A 17,778-nucleotide genomic window follows, 5' to 3' on the forward strand; every position below is an offset into this window, starting at 1 on the left:
TCTCGCTCTCGCCGACCCACTTGCTCAGTATCTCGGGGCCTCTTATGGCGATGAAGTTGGCCTCGCTCTCCGTCGCGACGGCCTTGGCCAGCAGGGTCTTGCCCGTGCCAGGGGGGCCGTAGAGCAGTATGCCCTTAGGCGGCCTTATCCCCATCTTCTCGAAGAGAGCGGGGTTCCTCAGGGGCCACTCGACGGCCTCGCGCAGACTCTGCTTGACCTCCTCGAGCCCTCCTATGTCGGTCCACCTGATGTTCGGGACCTCGACGTAGACCTCTCTGATTAAGCTAGGCTGGATCCCCTTCATTGCGGCCACGAAGTCGGCCCACGTGACCTTGAGCTCGGAAATTAATTGCTTGCCGATGGGCTTGCTCAAATCGATGCTTTTCTCTTGCATGAACCTCCTCAGAGCGTGCATCGCCGCCTCTTTCGCGAGTGCGGCGAGGTCTGCGCCGGTGTAGCCGTGGGTCATCTCGGCCAGCCTCTCCAGGTCCACGTCGTCGGCCAGCGGCATGCTGCGCGTGTGGACGGCCAGGATCTCCTTTCTGGCTCTCGTGTCGGGCGGACGGATCTCGATCTCCCTGTCGAATCTGCCGGGCCTCCTGAGGGCCGGGTCCACAGCTCCAGGCCTATTGGTGGCTCCTATAACGACGACCTTCCCCCTCTCTTTCAGCCCATCCATCAGCGTCAAGAGCTGAGCGACCACCCTCCTCTCGACCTCGCCGACCACCTCCTCTCTCTTCGGGGCGATGCTGTCTATCTCATCGATGAATATGATGGCTGGGGCGTTCTCTTGGGCCTCCTCGAATATCTCCCTCAGCCTCTGCTCGCTCTCGCCGTAGAACTTGCTCATGATCTCGGGGCCGTTTATCGATATGAAGTAAGCCCCTATTTCGTTGGCCAGAGCCTTGGCCAGCAGGGTCTTGCCCGTGCCAGGGGGGCCGTAGAGCAGTACCCCCTTCGGGGGCTCTACGCCGAGGTGCTTGAAGAGCTCGGGATGCTTAAGGGGGAGCTCTATCATCTCTCTCAATTTCTGCTTGGCTTCCTCGAGATCTCCTATGTCCTCCCACGTGACTCGCGGCACGCCGCGCTCGACGGCCTCGTGAGCCACGGGCTCCTCTCGTACGACTACCTGCGTCCTCTCCGTGATGTAGACGTTAGCTGTTGGCTGAGTCGATGTCACAACGAAGATCAGCGAAGGACCGCCGAAGAACGGCACTACGACCTTCTCGCCTCTCCTAACGGGTTTCCCTAGGAGATACTCCCGGATCACGGAAGCCAGATCCTCCGGTGAGATGAAGAGTCCCCTATAGAGTCCCTCGACAGGCGCCACCACGACCTTGTCGGCCTCCTCGACCGATGCCCTCCTAACGATCACCGTGTCATCGAGAGAAGCTCCCACGGCCTCTCGGAGGTGACCGTCTATTCTCACCATGTTCGGGTCTCGCTCGTCGTCTTCCGGGTACGCTCTCCACGCCTGAGCCAGAACGGATCCCTTTCTTCCCTCGATTTCTACGAAGTCCCCAGACGATATGCCAAGCGCTTTCATGGCTTCGGTGCTCAAGCGCGCGAGCTTCCTCCCCACATCTCTACTCTTAGCCTCGGCCACCCGCAGCTCCAGCTCTCTCCTCGTCGTCAAGGGTCTAGGTCCCAGCCTCGGTTATGTAAGCTAGGCTAAATTTACTTTAGACGCTCAGCGCGAGTGACGACTAGCTTTAATAAAGTCGGGGCGCGGGGCCTGAGCCGGATGAGGTGCGGCTCGAGTTGCGAGCCCTCGCTGAGCTAGCCAAGCTCTTCGCTGAGCTCGACAGGAGAGTCTCCGAGAGGGTTGAAGCGAAGCTGAGAGAAGCGTCTAGACTCATCGACGAGGCTGACGCTCTCTCCAATGAGCTCAGGAGCTTCGCTCAGAGCTCGCTAGAGCAAGCGATATCCGAGATAGAACGAGAAGCCGAGAGCCTACGCGCCGAGATATTAGGGAAGGGGCGAGAGCGCGAGAAAGAGCTCGTTGAGGAGCTCGAGAGCAGAGCGGCGAGAAACTTCGAGAGGGCCGTCTCTAGGGCCCTCGAGAAGGTGCTGGAGGAGTTGGGCGCTTGATCGGAATCTTTGCCTATGCCGCGTCTGCCCCGAGAATGAGAGTCATCAAGGCCTCTCTCCTCGAGGCGCAGAAGCTGGTGGAGCTTTCGAGAGCGGAGACGTTGGACGAGATCGTCAGGCTCCTCAAGGAGACGAGATACGCTCGGCGAATAAGCTCGGCGGCTAAGCTGCAGGAGGTGAGCGAGGGAATAACGAGAAGGCACTCAGAAGACCTAGCCAAGCTCTCGCGAGTCTCGGCCAGCGATGCTCGCGAGATCGTCACTCTGCTCCTGAAGCTCGAGGAGCTGCGAGCCATATTTACTGTGCTCTCAGCCTACTCGCGGGGAGGCCCTCAGGCCCTCTCCTCGATCCCGGCCTACAGGCTCACTGGCTCCGCTCTCGAGATTCGCGATCACTTGGCCTCCTCGAGAGAAGAGAGGAGGTCCCCAAGAGCCCTCGTCAAGAGGGCCCTCGCGGTAGTTAAGGACGAGCTTCTGCGAAGCGCGCTGGAGGAAGCAACGAGGCGAGTGGAGAGGACCGAGAGCCTCCGCGTTATCGAGGCGATGGCCGCGCTGAAGATAATCGAGGCGATACTCGAGGCGGCGGAGCGAGCCTCGACCAGGCTGGCCCCTCCGCCCCGAGAACTCGTGGGCCCCCTGCTCGATTACATAATCGTTCAGATGCTAGCCGACCTCTGGCTCTTCAAGGAACTGGACAAGGAGGTCGTGGAGCTCGCCGCCAAAGTGACGCGGGGAAGACTCTCCTCGGCAGTGAAAAGCCTGCCAGCCGCGGAGTCGCCCCTACAGCTCTATCAGGCTCTTCTCAGAGAGCACGGGCTACCCGCAGCGAGGCTCGAGGACCTGCCGAGGGCCGACGAGCACGCCTACGAGCAGATCACGCGGCTCATCAGGAGCAGAGCTCGGAGAGTCTTCGCCTCGTATCCACTGACCCCCTCGCTGGGCGTTGCCGCCTTCCTCCTCTTGCTCCTCGAGTATAGAGACCTCATGATGATCCTGGCGTCGCGACTCGTCGGCCGGAGACCGTTCCCCTGACCCGAGCGCGTCGGCTCAGCCCACAAGGCATCGAGGTCCCTAAACGTGAAAGAGCTCTTCGCTCCCTCCTCCGTGGTCGTAGTGGGGGCTTCCAGGTCCCCGAGCAAGGTGGGGCACGTAGTTCTCAAGAACATACTCGAGAGCGGGTACGGCGGCCGAGTCTACGCTGTCAATCCTCACGCCGACGAAGTACTCGGGCTAAAGTGTTACAGGTCTGTGACAGAGATACCCGACTCTCTCGAGCAAGCGGTAATCGCCGTGCCGTCCACGTCCGTGGCTGAGGTGGCCGAGCAGTGTGGCGAGAAGGGGGTCCGATGCCTCGTCGTGATCTCCGCGGGTTTCCGCGAGACGGGCCCCGAGGGCCTCAAGAGAGAGAAGGAGCTCGTAGCGATATGCAGGAGATACGGCATGAGGCTTTTGGGCCCGAACTGCCTCGGCTTGATCGATGCGCACACGCCTCTCAACGCCTCGTTCGCTGCTTCGACCCCCAAAGCCGGCGGCATAGCGCTTGTCTCGCAGAGCGGCGCTATAGTTACAGCTCTCTTGGACTGGGCTCATCGCGTCGGCGTGGGCTTCTCCAAAGTAGTCAGCTTGGGCAACAAGGCCGACATAGACGAGGTAGACCTCCTCGGAGCGCTCAGAGGAGACGAGCACACGAAGGTGGTCCTGCTTTACGTAGAGGAAATAGAGCGTGGCGCCGAGTTCGTTGAGGCTGCCCGCGAGCTCTCCCTAGCTAAGCCTCTCGTGGTGTTGCGAGGCGGGACGACCGAGGCTGGAGCTAGAGCGGCTGCAAGCCACACGGGCGCTCTCGCCGGAGATCACGCAGTCTACAGAGCGGCTTTCCGAAAGGTCGGAGCCGTGGAGGTCTCAGGTCTCGCGGACCTCGTGGCGGCATCTCTCGTCCTCGAGCGATGGAGAAGACTCAGTGGAGGAATCGCCGTAGTCACCAACGCCGGGGGCCCGGGCATAATAGCGGTGGACCAACTCGTCTCGATCGGGGTTCCTCTCGCCAGAATCTCTCGTTCTCTCGCCGAGGCTCTGAAATTGGCGCTCCCGCCGGCCGCCAGCGTGCTGAACCCTATCGATGTGCTCGGCGACGCGGGCCCCGAGAGATACGCGGAGGCCCTAAGGCTCTTGCTCGCTAGCGAGGAGGTGGGGGGAGCTCTGGTTCTGCTGACCCCGCAAGCTATGACGAAGCCCGTCGAAACGGCTAGGATGATCGCGGAGATCGCCGAGAAAACCTCCTTCAAGCCCGTCGTCGCTTCTTTTCTGGGCGGAGACCTCGTCGAGAAGGCGCGCTCGCTTCTGCTCGAGCGGGGAGTGCCTTGCTTCGAGTGGATCGAGTTGGCGGCGTCTTCGTTGAAGTCTCTGCGCGATTACTCGCTGGCTGTGGAGAGAGCTAGGCGGATCGCCGAAGAGGCGGAGCCGAGTCTCGAGGTCGATAGAGAGCTAGTCGCTCGGGAGCTCAATGAGGCGGTGCGCGAGGGGAGGAGAGTCCTGACCGAAGAAGAGGCGCTGGAAGTCGCGAGAGCTTACGGCATTGAAGCGGCCCCGGCGCGTTTGGCCAGGACGGCTGAGGAGGCGGTGGAGGCGGCTGAGCGACTCGGCTACCCCGTCGCTCTGAAGATTTCCTCGCCCGATGTATTGCACAAAACAGATGTCGGCGGCGTGAGATTGGGGCTTAGCTCGCCGGAAGAGGTGGTTCGGGGCTTCAACGAACTCGTTGAGAGAACGACGAGGCTCGCGCCGGCGGCTAGAGTGAGAGGAGTCTTGGTGCAGAAAATGCTAGCGCGCGGGCGCGAGGCGGCGGTGGGCGCGACGCTCGACGAACGCTTCGGCCACCTCATAATGTTTGGGAGCGGAGGGGTATACGTCGAGTTGCTGAGAGACGTCTCATTCGCGCTCGCTCCTCTCAAGAGGAGCGAGGCTCTCGAACTCGTCGAGTCCACGAGGCTCGGGACTCTACTGCGAGGTTATCGGGGCGAGCCTCCAGGCGACATCGAGTGCGCGGTCGAAGTCCTACTCAGAGTTAGCAGATTAGTCACGGATTTCAAGCGATCGATATATGAGATAGATATAAATCCATTATTCGTGTACGAAAAAGGATGTGCCACCCCCGACGTGAAGATCATCGTGGGGCGCTCTCACGGTGGCTAAGATCCTCCACTTGGTGGGTCCCAATTATTGCGGAAAAACCATGCTCGCCTACGGATTGGCTAGAAAAGCGCAAATGCTCGGACTTCGAGCATGTTACGTTAAGCCCGTATACGTGGCTAAATTTGAGTTCGGTCGACAAGACGTTGGAGACGCGGACTCCCTTACCATGAGAGAGGCGTTGGGCCTCTCGGTGGACGTAGACCTGTTGGCTCCCGTGGCGTTGCCCGAGCGGTATCTCGAGTTGACCGAGAAAGAGAGAGCCAACGCGATCGAGAGGCTCAAGAGAGTGTTCGAAAAGCTGGCGGACTCCTTCGATCTGATATTAGCCGAGGGCTACGGCCCCCCGGAGACGTTCTCCAGGATAGGACTTGGGGCCCCCGACGTCGCCAGAGCGATCGGCGCTCAGGTCATCTTCGTGGCCGGGTGCAAGGGGGAATATATGATCGATAGAATTGCGGACCAGGTGGAGCTCTACGCCTCATTCTTCGAGGAGCGAGGAGTCAAGTTAGGCGGCGTCATACTCAACGCGGTCTCGGCCTACGCTTTGGAGAGAGCAGAGACTTCGGTGAGGAGGCGCGTCGAGGAGCTCGGCGTCGAATTTCTCGGCGCGATCCCCGAGATGTCCTTCGTATTATCTCCGACGGCGAGAGAAATAGCGCAAGTTCTCGAGGCCGAGGTCCTCTGGGGCCACGAACGTTTGGGAAACGTAATCGAGGAGATGGTGGCCGGGGTCCTAAGCGTTGGGACTTTGCTCAGGTGGTTGAGGAAGGCCGGCAACGCAGTCGTCATCGTGGGAGGCGATAGACCGGATCTGCTCGTAGCAGCGCTAGAGGCCAGACCCGGCCTTGTCGTGGCGACGGAAGGTGTGAGGCCCGAAGCGGCGGTGATCTCCAAGGCTAAGGAGGTCGAGGTCCCTCTCTTGTTGACGAAGATGAGCACGCTCGAGGCCATAGAGAGAGTCCGCGAGGCTCAGCGAGTGATAGCGCCCGAGTCTCTGAAATTGAAGGAGGAAGCCATAGTCGGCGCTATAGAACGTCACATAGCTTGGCGAAGGCTCCTGGGAGATCAACCCCTCGGGGCGAGGCCCTCATAAGTAATAACTTTTATTACTCTTGTCTAAGGCTCGCGATCGTGAGGAGAAGCCGTTATGCCGCTGACCGATCCGGAGCTCGTGAGCATAGTATCGAGACGCATTCTGGACAAAAAGGTCTGTAGAAAATGTGGAGCCCTTAATGCGATGGATGCCACGAAGTGTAGGAGATGCGGGAGCAAGAATTTGAGGCCGAAGAAGAAGAAGACCGGGCCGAAGAAGGGCTAGCCCAGAGCCCTCAGCTCCTTCAGGAGCCTCCGCACTACTTTCCTAGAGTCCTCGCTCAACATGTCCACGTATTCCTCCAGCTTCTTGCGTTTGAGCGCGCGCGTCAGTCCGAGAGATTCCACGGAATCTCTCAGCTCTTGCGCGTGCTCCTCGTAGACCATGCAGGCTCTCGCCTTGAGGACAGTCTGCTGCTCTAGGTTTACGCTCTCGAAGGATACACCTCTTATGTTCCACTCCTCGAGCTCGTCGAGGAATTTCGGGGGCATCTCGAACTCGAGGACATTCGAGTAAAAGTCGATGGCGAAGCCCTCGCTTGGCGACGACAGCCTGGGCGTTCCGGCCCAGGTGGTCTCGAACTCGAAGTCGAGCTTAGCCGCCAGCTCTCGGTAGATCTCCTCCTCCACGAGCGGGTCGGGCTCAATGACGAAGAGGTCTAGGTCGTCGTGGGTCGTGGGGCGCTTTAGGTAGAGCTCGAGCACGAGGTCTCCTATTACGATGAATTTTATCCCGACTTCTTTCAGGCTCTCGAGGATCCCCAAGGCGTCTCGGATCTCGAGAGGCAAAAGAGCACCTCAATGAGTCGGATGGCGCGCAAGGATATAATATTTCGGAGAAAAAACAAGGACGTGGGCCGGGGTGGCCGAGCGGTCTAAGGCGGCGGGCTGCAGATGCCGCGGGGACTCGAGCCCGAGCCGCTGCGACCCGCTTTACCGCGGGTTCGAATCCCGCCCCCGGCTCCTCTCAGCTCGCCTCTCATCGGTTTGATTCTTTGAGAGTCTTCTCAAGAGCTGAACGTAGAGCCGCGCGACGCGCTCGGCTCTCGCCCGCTCGCTTGCGCTCCGCGACGCGCTCTTGAGCTCTATGGTCGGGATCCGATATTCCTTCCCACCATCTACGCGCTCCTCTAATCTGATCTCCTCGACGATGCCGTGGCGCGGATCTACCACGTAGCTGGGGGTCTCGGCTATTATGCTGTCGTTGGACTCGACGGCTCCTCCAACAGCTATCACGGGAACGCCGTTTTCGAAGCTCCGAGCCTCCAGCAGCTTTTCGAGCCTCTTGTCGAAGCTCGGGCAGACTCTAAAGAAGTATATTATCGAGCCCACTCCCAACAGGGAGAGGAGTCTCATGACCTCTGGCTGCTCGAGGTCGCCCTCGGCTGCTATGCCATGTACTCCCTCCATCTTGATGGAGACGGGGCTCTTGCCCGCCGAGAATCCCAGCTCTTCATCTACTCTATCGAGAGTTATCTTCCTGTACTTAGCAGTTAGGCCACCGAAGGGAGATGCGGCCAACGAAGTCAGGAAAATGCGAGGGCCGGCCCTTTCTATTATCGGGCCAACTATCAGGCCGACCCCATAGAGCGCGGCCATGCTGTTGATGAAACTGGCGGTGGTCCCCGTCGGAATTCTCTCGGCTTGATTCTTCACGAAGAGGTTGCACTGATTCAGGGGGAAGAAGGATAGAACAGGTCCCAGATTCGCCATAGATGGTAGGAGGATCACTCTGGCGCCTCGTTCCCTAGCTTCCTTGATCAGCTTCCTTACCTTATCCATGTTAAATTTCTTGGCGTTGAGCTTAAGCGAGGTGTGAATTATAGCAAGCCTCATGAAGAGCAGCCTCGCCTCATCGATTTACCCGGCCACACTGTGGGACTCAGCGATCTGAGACGTCTCGTGGTAGAGCTCCAGAAGCACCCCAATATAATCTTCCTTACCTGAAGCGACGAGGTCCATCTTCTTCTCGAGGAGCTCTGTTCTCTCCTCACTCACCATAAACCCGTAGTTCTCTTGGAGGAACTTGTAGACCTCCGCTCCCAATCTCGTCGCAATGAGCTTCCCGGACCTCTCTATCACGTAGCGCCTCGATAAGAGCTTCTCTATTATGGTGGCATAGGTGCTGGGTCTCCCGATCCCCCTGCGTTTCATGAGCTCCACCACATCGGCTTGAGTGAAAAGGGGCTCCGCCCCGGCAGTCCACGAGGAGGCCTCGATGACGCGCAGCGTCCCAACGGGGAGATCCCCAACGCACTTCACGCTCTGGTATATCTCCAGCGCCTCCCGCCCCTCCACTATCGACGCGCAGAACCTCCTGAGGATCGCTCCGCCCTCGGGGAAGGCGAGCTCGTAGACGCGGAAGACGACGCGAGCCCCCCTCATCTGCGAAGCGACGAATCTCCTGAAGATCAAATCGTAGAGCGCTAGATGCTCGCGCGTCAGAGGTCTCGGGAGCTCGAGCTCCCCGCTCGAGAGCATGCTCCTCAGCGCATCGGCGTCGATGGGCTTGGTGGGCCTGATGGCCTCGTGCGCCCCCTCCTCGCCCCACGTCCTGGGGACGAAGAGCTCGGCCAACCTCTCCGGCTCGAACTTCTCCTCCAAGTAGCGCCTGGCGACGGCTATCCCGGTCGTCGAGACCCTTGTGCTATCAGTCCTGTGATAAGTTATGAGGCCCAACTCGAAGAGGTCTTGGGCCAATCTCATGAGGCGAGGAGCGGCGAGCCTAAGCCTCCTCGACGCCTCACTCAACATAGAGTCCGTCGTAAAGGGCGGCGGAGGCGCTACATCTTCGAGGAACTCTTCGACGGATCTCACCGTGACCTTTGCCTCTCTCAACTCGTCGAGGGAGACCCTCCGCTTTATCTCGTCCTCGTCGAATTCTATGTCGACTGGCCAGCCCTCGAGTCTGACTCTATAGAAGGTCTTGCGTCTACTCCTGCTTCGCAGGTACCTATCGACTATCCAACCGAGCACTGGAGTCTGTACTCGGCCGGCGCTGAGGCCTCTGTTCTCTCTTAAACACTCCTCGTTCTCGGCCCTCCGAGCGCAGTACCTCTCGCAGTAGGTCGGATACCTCGAGCAGAACTCGGGCCAGAAGACCCTCCAGAGGATCGGGGAGAGCGTGAAGCCTATCCAGCGATCCTCTATTCTCCTGACGAGTTGCGCCTCGACTAGCGAGGCAGAGACTTCTCGCGTATTGCTCAGGGCCTCGAGGACTGCCCTCTTGGTTACCTCGTGGAACTCTACGCGCTTTATCGATCGAGCGAAGGGCGCGAGGAGTAAGGCCACATCCCACCCTATCTTCTCGCCCTCAGTGTCCGGGTCCGTCCCTATCAAGACTTCGTCGGCCTCGATCGCCAGCTCGCGGAGAGCCTCGACGATTTTCCAGCTATCGACTATGAGCGAGCTGCCGCACCTGGGACATCGAGCGAGCCTCTCCACGAACTGGTGGCCACACACTCTGCATCTCTTTATCGGCGCGTAGATAGGCTCAAAGTCCTTGAGGAGCCCATCGGTCTTACGCACTCCAACTCCGTGATAGAAGAACGAGTACGAGAAGGCTTCGGCCGCGCCCTCGGGCTCCTCGGTCACCAAATCTACTATGTGGCCACCCGTGGGAGCCACCAGCAGCTGAGTTCCTCCGAGCGAGACCTCGTACGCAGTCAGGCTCTCCCCGATTCTCCTGCCGCTGGGTCTCCCGAAGAACCTAGAGATAGTCTTAGCCTTCGTTGGGGACTCGACGACGAGGAGGACGGTCTTGGTAAGGTCCTCGACTCGCCCGCGTAGATCGCCGGCGATCGCTCTACGCACTGCTCTCCTGTCTTCGTCGATCTCGGCCAATATCCTCGAGAGCTCTCCGCTCCTCACGATCTCGGCGAAATCTCTCCACTCGGAGTCCTCTACGAAGAACCGTAGCCTGCTCATCAGAGCTCTCATGAGCCTCTCGTCGTCGACCAACACTACGGAGAGACCTCGCGTCAAGCCCCCAACGTACAATCTGCTTGTCCTGCCGCTCGCTTGAATGTACGTCATCACGTCGGGCAGGAGGACGTAGAGCTGCCCGTCCTCAAAACGAACTACCACGTCGGGCGAGGTCCTCAGCGCCTCCAGGACTTTCTCCTCGGCCAGGGCTCTCCCCACAAAGTCGACCGCCTGCAGCACCAATCTCTCGGGCTCCCCCATCTCGCCCCCGGCGCGCACTCTCTCCGCGAGTGCCTGAAGAGCCGCCGGAGATAAGCGCCTCACTAACCTCCTCAGCTTAACCAGATGCTCCATAGCAGATTTGTTCCACGGTTCGGGCGCCGCCTCCGTTAAGACTGCTAGCATTCTCAACACGCCGAGCGGGTGCGCCTCCTTGGCCGCTACCGAGAACTTAAAGCGCGGTACCCCGGCGAATACTGCGTACCTAACGCGCTCTGGCATATCGAGACCTCGGACTAGCACCCCGTAGTAGACGGCCGAGCCGACCAGCACGTCTATTTCCCCGGAGACGAAGAGCTCGAGTGCTCGAACGCTTCTGGAGCGCATGACCTCGGCCCTAACGCCTCTCTCCATCAGAGCGCCCGCTACGGCCTCGTAGGCTCCGGGGCCTAGGTCGGGAGGAACGTAGACCAGCCCCCCGGACCCCAGCGCGCTGACCACGCGGGCCACAGCCTCGACAATATTCTCCCCGGGCTCGAGAGAGCACTTCACGTCGTACACTCTCCTGAGCATTTCCCCGATAGCTCCAACTCTGAAGCCTAGGAGCTCTCTGAAGATCTCAACCTTAGGCCCCCGAGCTCTCCCGGTGGCGCTGCTCACGACCAGCGAGGGAGCCCGACTTCTCTTAGCGCTCAGCGCCTCTTCGATGGATCTCAGCTCGCGCGCGAGAGCCTCTATCTCGTCAAAGCTCTCTCTTGCTGCTGAAGCCCTCCTAGTGATCGAGGCCAGTATTCTCCGCAGAGACGCGGCCCGTCGAGCACGCTCCACGTCCTCGTCGGTGAAACCTAAAACAGTCAAGAGGGCGCTCACGCTCTTCCCGCTCCTGAGTACGGCGTCGACGTCGTCTACGAAGATCAGAGAGAACCCGAGCTCTGCGAGCTCCCTACTCCTGTTGATCATGAACCTGGAAGTGGTGACCAATACGTCGAAGTCGCGCGACGAGAGGCGAGCGAGCCTCCGCTCTCTCTCACTGTGATCTAGTCTCGAGTGCAGAGCCAACACGCGCGCTCCTGGGCAGACGCGCGAAGAGAGCTCGGAGAGCTTTAGCTCGGCCCGTTGTACTAGGATCGATGTGGGAAAGACCACGTAGGACCTCTTGCCCTTCGACGCCAGAAAGAGCGAGATGACGAGCCCGAAGACGGTCTTGCCCACGCCAGTGGGAGCAACGATCGAGAAACTCTTACCCCTTAAGACGCGCCCGGCCCAAGTCTTCTGCGAGCTCCAGGGGGGGCTTCCGACTGCTCTCTCGAAGAACTCCTCGAACTTCTCGAGCTCCGTCTCGAGCTCGTAGAGGCGCCCGAGCATGTAGAGCCTCCCATTGGCGTGTAGCACCTCGAGGACCTCTCTCGAGCTCAACGGCTCGAGGACCTCAGAAGTGGGGAGGCACCTAGAACACGGCAGGCCTCGCAACAGCCTGCTTCCTTCGATGTGACCTCCACAGTTTGGACACGCGTTGGTGTAGCCTACGCTCGGCCACTTGGACGACGCCGCGCCTCCCCTCAATTCCCAAGGCCTCTGAGAAGCTCTCACATCACAGCTCAGTTCCCGGATTCCTCTTCACAGGCCTCTACTCGCGTTCTTTTATTCTTCGGTATCTCCCATTAATGATTGCTCCTCGTGTCGGCGAGAGGCTTTAGCCTTGGAGAGAAGCGGGAGCTCTCGCGGAGTCCTCGGGCTCTTCCCCCTAAGAGCAGTCTTTAAGGACCCCATACACGTCCTGATACCAGTCAATCGACTCGAGTACGAGGTGATAGAGCACCCGGCATTTCTCAGACTTCACGGGATAAAGCAGTTGGGATTCACGTATCTCGTTTATCCTCAGGCAAAGCACACGCGCTTCGAGCACTCGCTCGGGTCAATGCACGTGGCTCATCTCATGGCCGAGTCGATCCTGAGGACCAACCCGAGCATTCGCGACGAGCTACTGGAGGAAGGAGGAGGCGAGCTCTTCGTTCAACTCGTTAGACTTTCCGCTCTCCTCCACGACATCGGCCACCTCCCTTACAGCCACGCCACCGAGCAGTCCATAGAGGAGGCGCATAGGCGCGGCTCGTTGGAGGGCTCGCTGAGAGAACTCCTCTCGAGGTCTAAGCGGAGACTGCACGAGCTTGGCGGCTGCTCTATGGCTGAGAAGCTGTTGAGAGAGGTGTCTGCTCGGTGGGAAGGCGAGCACGGCGAATTAGTGGAGAGACTTGCCGAGGCGGCTCTCGCGGCGCTTTGCGCCAGCTCTGGTCGAGGCGAGAAGACGCGAATCTTCACCGAGCCGGCTATAGAGCTCGCGCGCTCTATAATTTCGGGCCACGTGATAGATGCCGACAGAATGGACTACCTGGTGAGAGACGCTTACAATACCGGGGCCACCTATGGTAGAGTAGACGTTGAGAGGCTCGCGAGCGGGGTCTCAGCTCGGATAGCAGACGGAGAAGTGAAGATAATCTACCCAGCAAAGCTCTTGTCGAATATCGAGGAGCTCTATTATTCGAGGTATATGATGTATCGCTGGGTCTATATGCACCACAAGGTTCTAGCGATGGAGCTAACGTACTCTCGCCTCCTCCAACTCGCGGCGGAGGCCTGGCCCGAGGCTCTAGATTGCGTCGAGAGACTTGTTCCCTCGCCGCCGAGAGCTCTGTGGGATCTCTTCCATCCCGAGACTATTTGGAGATACGTCGTCGAGTCTAACATCAGAGTAGACGACGGCTTCGTTGACGTGATGTTAAGCTCTATCGCGAAGTGCTCCGGGAGGAGAGACGTCGAGGAGTGGGCTTCGCGCCTCTTCCGAAGAAGGCCCCCCTACGTTCCTCTAGCAAAGAGGCAGGAGGTGCTGATGGCTAGGCTAGCCAGAAAGCTCAGCGAAGCGAGAGGGCTCGGACCCCCCGAGGTCTCATGGGTCGAGTACGCGAGGGACTCTCTCCGTGCCCTCTCCGAGCTCGTCCCCCGCCGGTGGGAGAGCTACGAATCCTTAGCCGAGTTGCTGGAGAGAGAAGTGAACCGGGAGCTCGGGGAGAGAGGACGAGAGCTGAAGGTCGTCGTCAAGCTCTACGCTCCAATAACGAGCGGAGAGCTGAGGGAGCCCCTCATAGATGCCGAGGGGGAGTTGATCCCGTTGGCTCAGGTCTCGAGTATGGTCAGAGCAGTGCACGAGATAGGTGGAGCCCCGACGATTTTCCTCTTCGCCTACGTCGAGAGCGAGGCTGAAAGGCGCAATTTTGATAGGAGAACCGCCGGAGAATACGCGCTGGGTGCCCTCGCGAGGTGCCTGAGGAGGCTGTTGGAGGAAGAAGTCGAGGACTCTACGTCGAGACCTACGGTTGCCCCCTAAATAAGAGCGATTCCCAGATAATGATAGAGCTCGCGGTCTCGGCCGGTTACGAGCTCAAGTCATCGCCGGAGGAGGCGGATTTCCTCCTCCTAAACACTTGCGCCGTGAGGCGAGACTCCGAGGAGAGAGCGATGAAGAGGATCGCGGAGCTGCGGAGGCTCGGTAAGAAGCTCGTAGTGGCTGGTTGCCTGGCCTCCGCGAGGCCGTTCACGCTACTCTCCCTGGCTCCCGAGATGACTCTATTGAGCACGGGCAGCGTCCACCGAATCGTCGAGGCCCTCGAGAGCCCTCCAGGGACGGCTATCCTCGAGCACTCGAGCATTAAGCGCGATCTCTTGCCGAGCTACGCGATCTGCCCATCGCGAGATGAGCTGATCGCCGTGGTGCCTCTCTGCGAGGGGTGCCTATGTTCTTGCTCATTCTGCATCACGACCGTGGCGAGGCCCAATCTCCTGAGCCGGAGGCCCGAACGCGTCGTAGAGCGGATAGCAGAGCTGGTCGAGCGAGGATTCTACGAGATACAGTTGACGGGGCAGGACCTGGCGGTCTACGGCTACGACTTGGCGGGCAAGCCTCTCCTGCCAAACCTCATCGAGGAGATTCTGTGTAAGGTGGGAGGAGACTACAAGCTGCGCGTCGGCATGATGACGCCGGGCTGGTTCCTCAAGATAATGGACGAGCTGCTCGAGCTCTACTCGGATCCGAGGATCTATCTGTTCTTCCATTTACCGTTGGAATCTGGAGACGATAGAGTGCTGAGAGTAATGAAGAGGAACTACAGCGTCGATGAGTATGTCGAGATGGTACGAGAAATCAGGCGGAAGTTTGAGGACGCTTACATAGCAACGGACATCATAGTTGGGCATCCCGGTGAGGACGAAGAGGCTTTCGAGAACACCATGAGGGTCGTGAGAGAGCTCGAGTTCGATAGAGTCCACGTGGCTCAGTACACTCCGAGGCCCCTCACGCTCTCGGCGAGACTAAAGGGAGTCCCCGATCACGTGAAGAAGGAGAGAAGCCGGAGACTCTCGAAGCTATGCGAGGAAGTTGGCTACAAGAGGCACGCCAGATACATTGGGCGCCTCGTCGAGGGAGTGGTAGTTGAGCGAGGGAGAGGACTCGTGGCCAGAGCGAGGAACTACGCGTCGATAGTTCTACCGAGCGGCTCCGCCTCGCTCGGCGAGAAAGTGAAGGTCCTGATCGAGAGGGTCACGTTCTTCGATTTGAGAGGTAAAGTAATAGAGCGCTCGCCCACTCAGAAAGCCACTAACACGTGACGAGCCAGTCTCCTCGCTACGCAGTCGAGCACTCTCCTGTGCTTGAGCCTGACCTCTTGGGGCTCGGAGCAAGCCTCGTCTCCCAGCACGACGAGATCAGCGTTGATGTCGTAGGCCGCGCTTATGAGCTCTCTGCACGGGTCACCGATCGGGACGACGTAGTCGACATCGATGCCTCTCTCTGAGAGAGAGCGCGAGATTTCCTCCAGCTTGGCCGCGGCGTCTCTGCCGCTCTCGTCACGTCCCACGACATGGACCAAGGTCACTTTGGCTCCGAGCGACTCCGCGAACTTCACGGCGTAGGAGAGGACCCTCTCGTCTATGGACCTAAAGGCTAAGCCGACGAGTATCCGCTCCATCCTCCTGTGCGCGAGCTCAGCTCCTCTCTCGACCTCCTTGAGGACTAAAACGGGTCTAGAGCAGAGATTCAGGACTTCTTCAGCCGTGCTGCCTAGCAGCTTCACCCTGAGGTAACCTACTCCTCTGCTCATCATGACTATGGCGTCGGCTCTAGCTCGCGCCTCCTCCGCTATGATGCGCGCGGGGTCTCCTACGACGACTTCCAGGCTCTGCGCCTCTATCCCGTGTTGCCGAAATCTAGTCGCGACCGTGTCGAGCGTAGCCTTGGCCCGCCCCTTCAGAGAGCCCACGAGGTCCTGCAGATAGAAGTAAGCGACGTGCTCGAGTACGATTTCTTCTATGACGTGTAACAGGTAGGCGCGCTTAACGCCCACTCTCGCGAGGATAGGAGCGTACTCTGCCACTCTGGCCGAGTACTCGGAGAGATCCAGGGGAACCAACACGGTCTCCATTCTAACCGCGGCGAGCTCAGAGCTCATAGCAGCTCCACCACGGGGAAGCACGCGGCGAGGAGAGCGAAGCCGAGAGGGAGCCCTATTCGGGCCCACTCTCTGCTTCCGATGTCAAGTCTCGCCGCTACAACTATGTTTGGGACGTTACCGGGTATTAATATTCCACCTGATATTATCAGCGACATCAGAGCGCTCCTTATTTGCTCTATCGAGAGGGCTGGCGAGATCTCGGCGGCCGTGAGCGTAGCGTTATCGAGCACGGCCGAGATCGTGTTGAACCAGTAGACGGCCCAATCGGGCATCCTCCGCAGGTACCAGTAGCTTATGGGGGAAAAGCTGGCGCCTAGGAGCTCGAGAGCAAAGACGAATACATAGACTCTGAAGGCTCTCGTGAATGCATCGGAGATTCTGCTGCCGGAGCCGCTCAGGCCGAGCGAGCTCGCTCGGCCTGCTTCGATTCCGCGAGCGATGAAGGCAGCGTAGATCGAGAGCCCGAGTATCAACGGAACTATGATGGGCCCTAGCAGATCGACGAGAAACCAGAAGCCTGCGTGATAGGGCTCGCCCGACAGCTTGGAGACGGCGATCGTCGAGAGAGGCTCGCCCACGGGAGTCAGAGCCGCTCCCGCCCCAATGGAGAAGCACGCCACTACGGCTATCCGCCTCTTCTTCTCGTCGCCCACGGGGAGCCCTCGCAAGATCTCGGCCGCCACGACTGATGCCACGATGGCAGAGATCAGGCTAGAGCTCAAGCCCAGAGCCAGAACTACTACGAAGACCAGAAGCGGGAGGCCCAAACGCCTCGACGCGTTGCTTATCGCCGAGTAGAATTTCTCTCCAAGCACCCCGAACGCTAAGCCGGCTAGAAGGACCACCTGCGTTATCCCGATCGGCTTACCGCCGATGCTGACGGGGGAGAGTAGAGCATGCGAGAATACCTCGTCTAGGAGCTCCGAGCTCACGAGACCCAGAGTGTAGACTCCTCCGATCGATAGGAGCCCCATGAGCGCGAAGAAGTATTCGAGGTTCTTCTCGATGACGTGGACTCTAAGAGGCAACACGAGGACCAGGCAGAGGATGAAGGTCAGAAACACGGTCACTAGGAGGTTGGGCTGCTCAGGCACGGGTACCACGAGGGCCAAGGCGATCCTCCACCTCTCGGAGCGCTCCGCGTTGTCGCTAGGCCTTCCACAGTATGAGCAATGAGGCGATGAAGGCGGCAGCCCAGAGGACAACGCTGCCGCGCAGGACCTTGGAGCCATCGAGCGGGCCGATGGGTAGGAGATTGAAGAGGGCCAGCCAGGCGTTGACCTCGGCGAAAACGCGAAGAGGCCAGTCGCCAAGGATCGTGTGCACGGCGAGAGCGGCGACCGCTAAGGCTATGTTTGCTAGAGGCCCCGATGCGGCGATCCTCGCCTCGGCGAATTTTGACAACGTGAAAGGACATCTAGAGCTTACGTAGCCCGGGGCGAGAAAGGCCACGGGGAGCAGAGCCGAGATCAAGGTGACGAGCAGACCGAAGGAGTCAACGACGAATCTGCTCGAGCAACCGTACCTCCTAGAAATAGCCCTGTGAGCTAGTTCGTGTGCAACGAACCCCGCCAGCACGCTCGCCACGCCGACCGCCCCGAACTTCGTGAGCAGAGCCAGCGTCAGCGCTGCCGCGGCCGTGGCCAAAGCCAGCGGCTCTCTCTCGTTGATGGCGTCAAGTAGCGCCGCGGCTCTCCACAACCCTTCCACCCAGGGAACTCGAGCGCGGGGCCTCTCCGCCTCCGACGTCTAATAAACGTGAG

14 protein-coding genes and 1 tRNA gene are annotated in these 17,778 nt (G+C 59.6%); 9 read left to right on the forward strand and 6 right to left on the reverse strand.

Annotated features, from left to right (window positions below):
* Positions 1–1,636: CDC48 family AAA ATPase (locus QXU97_03335; GenBank protein MEM4035628.1), on the reverse strand; the 1,636-nt coding region annotated here is incomplete at its 3' end.
* 125 nt (positions 1,637–1,761) lie between these two features.
* Here QXU97_03335 and QXU97_03340 point away from each other — a divergent pair.
* Genes QXU97_03340 through QXU97_03360 form a run of 5 tightly spaced genes read left to right on the forward strand, consistent with a single transcriptional unit; the run spans position 1,762 to position 6,597 of the window.
* The gene (locus tag QXU97_03340; protein ID MEM4035629.1) at positions 1,762–2,091 is read left to right on the forward strand and encodes a hypothetical protein; all 330 of its coding nucleotides are present in this window, start codon (positions 1,762–1,764) and stop codon (positions 2,089–2,091) included.
* Positions 2,088–3,122, forward strand: a complete 1,035-nt coding sequence (locus tag QXU97_03345) for a V-type ATPase subunit (GenBank protein ID MEM4035630.1) — start codon at positions 2,088–2,090, stop codon at positions 3,120–3,122. Before QXU97_03340 ends, QXU97_03345 begins: the two co-directional genes overlap by 4 nt.
* A gap of 45 nt (positions 3,123–3,167) precedes the next feature.
* Entirely contained in the window at positions 3,168–5,279 is a 2,112-nt protein-coding gene (locus tag QXU97_03350; protein MEM4035631.1) for an acetate--CoA ligase family protein, read from the forward strand.
* The gene (locus QXU97_03355) at positions 5,272–6,372 is read left to right on the forward strand and encodes a DRTGG domain-containing protein (GenBank protein ID MEM4035632.1); all 1,101 of its coding nucleotides are present in this window, start codon (positions 5,272–5,274) and stop codon (positions 6,370–6,372) included. Before QXU97_03350 ends, QXU97_03355 begins: the two co-directional genes overlap by 8 nt.
* Positions 6,373–6,426: 54 nt before the next feature.
* Positions 6,427–6,597 carry a 50S ribosomal protein L40e gene (locus tag QXU97_03360; GenBank protein ID MEM4035633.1) on the forward strand — a complete coding sequence of 57 codons (171 nt, stop codon included), beginning with the start codon at positions 6,427–6,429 and terminating at the stop codon, positions 6,595–6,597.
* On the opposite strand, the gene QXU97_03365 is transcribed toward QXU97_03360, so the two are convergent.
* Entirely contained in the window at positions 6,594–7,136 is a 543-nt protein-coding gene (locus tag QXU97_03365) for a nucleotidyltransferase (protein MEM4035634.1), read from the reverse strand. The genes QXU97_03360 and QXU97_03365 overlap by 4 nt on opposite strands.
* 91 nt (positions 7,137–7,227) lie before the next feature.
* Here QXU97_03365 and QXU97_03370 point away from each other — a divergent pair.
* Positions 7,228–7,334: transfer RNA gene (locus QXU97_03370), tRNA-Cys, on the forward strand.
* Between the two features lie 192 nt (positions 7,335–7,526).
* Positions 7,527–7,868, forward strand: a complete 342-nt coding sequence (locus QXU97_03375) for a hypothetical protein (GenBank protein ID MEM4035635.1) — start codon at positions 7,527–7,529, stop codon at positions 7,866–7,868.
* 363 nt (positions 7,869–8,231) lie between these two features.
* Here QXU97_03375 and rgy read toward each other — a convergent pair whose 3' ends face one another.
* Positions 8,232–12,077 carry a reverse gyrase gene (rgy, locus tag QXU97_03380; protein MEM4035636.1) on the reverse strand — a complete coding sequence of 1,282 codons (3,846 nt, stop codon included), beginning with the start codon at positions 12,075–12,077 and terminating at the stop codon, positions 8,232–8,234.
* A gap of 136 nt (positions 12,078–12,213) precedes the next feature.
* Between rgy and QXU97_03385 the strand changes: the two genes are divergently transcribed.
* Both QXU97_03385 and QXU97_03390 read left to right on the forward strand, forming a co-directional pair.
* A complete protein-coding gene (locus QXU97_03385; protein ID MEM4035637.1) occupies positions 12,214–13,896 on the forward strand; it encodes an HD domain-containing protein in 1,683 nt (560 codons plus the stop codon).
* Positions 13,830–15,173, forward strand: coding sequence for a tRNA (N(6)-L-threonylcarbamoyladenosine(37)-C(2))-methylthiotransferase (locus QXU97_03390; GenBank protein ID MEM4035638.1), 1,344 nt, complete (start codon positions 13,830–13,832; stop codon positions 15,171–15,173). Before QXU97_03385 ends, QXU97_03390 begins: the two co-directional genes overlap by 67 nt.
* Here QXU97_03390 and QXU97_03395 read toward each other — a convergent pair.
* The 3 genes from QXU97_03395 to QXU97_03405 are packed head-to-tail and all read right to left on the reverse strand — an operon-like array spanning position 15,152 to position 17,716.
* Complete coding sequence (locus QXU97_03395; protein MEM4035639.1) at positions 15,152–16,012, reverse strand: universal stress protein; 861 nt, start codon at positions 16,010–16,012, stop codon at positions 15,152–15,154. The two genes, QXU97_03390 and QXU97_03395, sit on opposite strands and share 22 nt — an antisense overlap.
* Complete coding sequence (locus QXU97_03400; protein MEM4035640.1) at positions 16,009–17,118, reverse strand: DUF1646 family protein; 1,110 nt, start codon at positions 17,116–17,118, stop codon at positions 16,009–16,011. The genes QXU97_03395 and QXU97_03400 overlap by 4 nt, the downstream gene beginning before the upstream one ends.
* Positions 17,119–17,164: 46 nt before the next feature.
* Positions 17,165–17,716 carry a metalloprotease gene (locus tag QXU97_03405; protein ID MEM4035641.1) on the reverse strand — a complete coding sequence of 184 codons (552 nt, stop codon included), beginning with the start codon at positions 17,714–17,716 and terminating at the stop codon, positions 17,165–17,167.
* Between the last annotated feature and the right edge of the window lie 62 nt (positions 17,717–17,778).

It is taken from the genome of Fervidicoccaceae archaeon, from assembly GCA_038878695.1.
In the GTDB taxonomy this organism is placed as follows: domain Archaea; phylum Thermoproteota; class Thermoprotei_A; order Sulfolobales; family Fervidicoccaceae; genus JAVZVD01.